This is a genomic window from Actinomyces sp. ICM58, from assembly GCF_000283035.1.
In the GTDB taxonomy this organism is placed as follows: Bacteria; Actinomycetota; Actinomycetes; order Actinomycetales; family Actinomycetaceae; genus Pauljensenia.
Genome location: NZ_ALIY01000196.1, coordinates 1 through 1,903, shown reverse-complemented (window position 1 = coordinate 1,903; position 1,903 = coordinate 1). Strand labels below are relative to the sequence as shown.

General features: G+C 67.4%; 3 protein-coding genes. All 3 read right to left on the bottom strand.

What is annotated here, in order from left to right; genetic code table 11:
- Positions 1-38: 38 nt before the first annotated feature.
- The 3 genes from trxA to HMPREF1138_RS08910 all read right to left on the bottom strand — a co-directional run bounded on the left by trxA (position 39) and on the right by HMPREF1138_RS08910 (position 1,770).
- Positions 39-407, bottom strand: a complete 369-nt coding sequence (trxA, locus tag HMPREF1138_RS08920; RefSeq protein ID WP_009058915.1) for a thioredoxin — start codon at positions 405-407, stop codon at positions 39-41.
- Between the two features lie 94 nt (positions 408-501).
- Entirely contained in the window at positions 502-1,140 is a 639-nt protein-coding gene (locus tag HMPREF1138_RS08915; protein ID WP_009058920.1) for a TetR/AcrR family transcriptional regulator, read from the bottom strand.
- A 210-nt stretch (positions 1,141-1,350) separates the two neighbouring features.
- A complete protein-coding gene (locus HMPREF1138_RS08910) occupies positions 1,351-1,770 on the bottom strand; it encodes an NUDIX domain-containing protein (protein WP_009058917.1) in 420 nt (139 codons plus the stop codon).
- Positions 1,771-1,903 lie beyond the last annotated feature (133 nt).

The following is a 1,903-nucleotide window of genomic DNA, read 5'->3' as shown; positions in this document are numbered from 1 at the left end:
TCGCGCCTCGGGGCCCACCAGCGATTGCGCTGACGCGATCACTGAGCCTTGTCGGCCTCGGCAATCTTCGCGCGCACGTCGTCCATGTCGAGCTTCTGAATCTGAGAGATCAGATCCTCCAAGGCAGACAGCGGCAGGGCGCCGGACTGGCGGAACACCGCGATACCATCGCGGAACGCCATCAGCGTCGGGATCGACGTGATCTGCGCGGCCATCGCGAGCTGCTGCTGATCATCCGTGTCGATCTTGCCGAAAACAACGTCCGGGTACTTCTCGGAAGCCTCTTCGAAGACGGGGCCGAACTGACGGCACGGACCACACCAGGTCGCCCAGAAGTCGACCAGGACGATGTCATTGCCGGACACAGTCTGCTCGAAGTTCTCCTGCGTCAGAGTAACGGTAGCCATGTTTCTCCTTATGTCGCCGACGCGCGCGTCGGCCGGTCAGTCGGGGCCGGACTGCCCCTGCGTTCTGTCTGATTCAACGGGCAATGCCCGCACCTTATTCCCCGGAAGGAAGCGCAGAAGCGGTGACGTGGCGCACGTTCTCCTCGGAGGCGCCCAGACCTCGCAAAATGAAGGTCTCCACCAGGGCCAACGCCGACTCGCGGTGCACCTCATCGTTCGGGAGGCGCTGGCCCGCCAACGTCGCGTGGATCAGATGCACCGCGCCGAGCGTATTCTGCTGCGCGATCAGCGAACGGTCCATGGCCTCGTCGAGAATACCGATGAGGACCTCACCCACCATGCCCGCATGATCGGTGAGGTGCGAGGCACCAGCGCCCGACATCTGCCGGCGCAGCCCCATGCCCGCCTTCACGTGGTAGCGGCTCGTCATCTGCAGGTGCGAGCGGATGTAGAGGCGCAGGCGCATGAGCGGGTCAGGCTCGGCGGCCAGGCGCGCAGTCAGGACCCGCGTGAACTCCTCCGTCACCTGACGCATGTAGGCCAGGAGCAGCACCTCCTTGTCCCCGAAGTGATTGTAGACCGCCGTGCGGCCCACTCCGGCGCGCTCAGCGATCTGACTCATCGTGATGGATTCGAAGGATTGCTCGGCCATGAGGGAGCCAAGCGCCTCAAACAGGCGCGAGCGGGTGATCTCGCGGTGAGAGGCGAGGGACTCGCCAATAATCTTCGGCATGCGCTTATTCTGACATTACGCCCCCATGTGTCGTCAAATGGTGGCGGGCGTCGTTCTCGCGGTGAGGAAGCGACGCGGGCCGAGCCAGACACCCCCTCAGCGCGCCCGACACAGCTCACGCGCGCCGGTTCGGCCGCCAGCTCCGAGCCCTCGTTCCCCACCTACTGCGGCCACCTGCTTCGGCCGCCAGCTCCCCCGCCTCGCGACGCGTCACCGGCCGCAGCGGGCGACCACGGCCTCGACGATGGGCAGGTCCGCGCCAATCCACGGCAGCATCGCCAACTCGGCGATGGGCACCCAGCGGGCCTCCACGTGCGAGGCCCCCACACGCGGGGACGGCGAACCGGGCGCCACCTCGGCGAGCCACACGCCCATGACACGCCCTCCCAGGATCGGCCACCACAGCCCACCCTCGGGAGCGACGCGCTCCCCCACCCGCAGGCGGGCGCCGAGCTCTTCGGCGATCTCACGTTCAAGAGCGGTGACCGCGTCCTCACCCTCTTCGATCTTGCCGCCGGGCAGCTCGAACTGGCCGCGCAGCTCCTGCGGGTACGCGCGCGAGCAGGCGAGCAGCTCGGTGGGATGCTCCAGGGAATCGACGATGGCTGCAGCCACCACGGGACGAGGCATGGGTCCTCCAATCGGTCGGGCTCCCTTCAGTGTATCCGCGGCCGAGGCGTCGGGACGGCGGCGGCGGCGGAAGCGGCGGGACGGCGGCAGAAGCAGTGGGCGCGGCTAGAGCAGTGGGCGCGGCTAGAGCAGT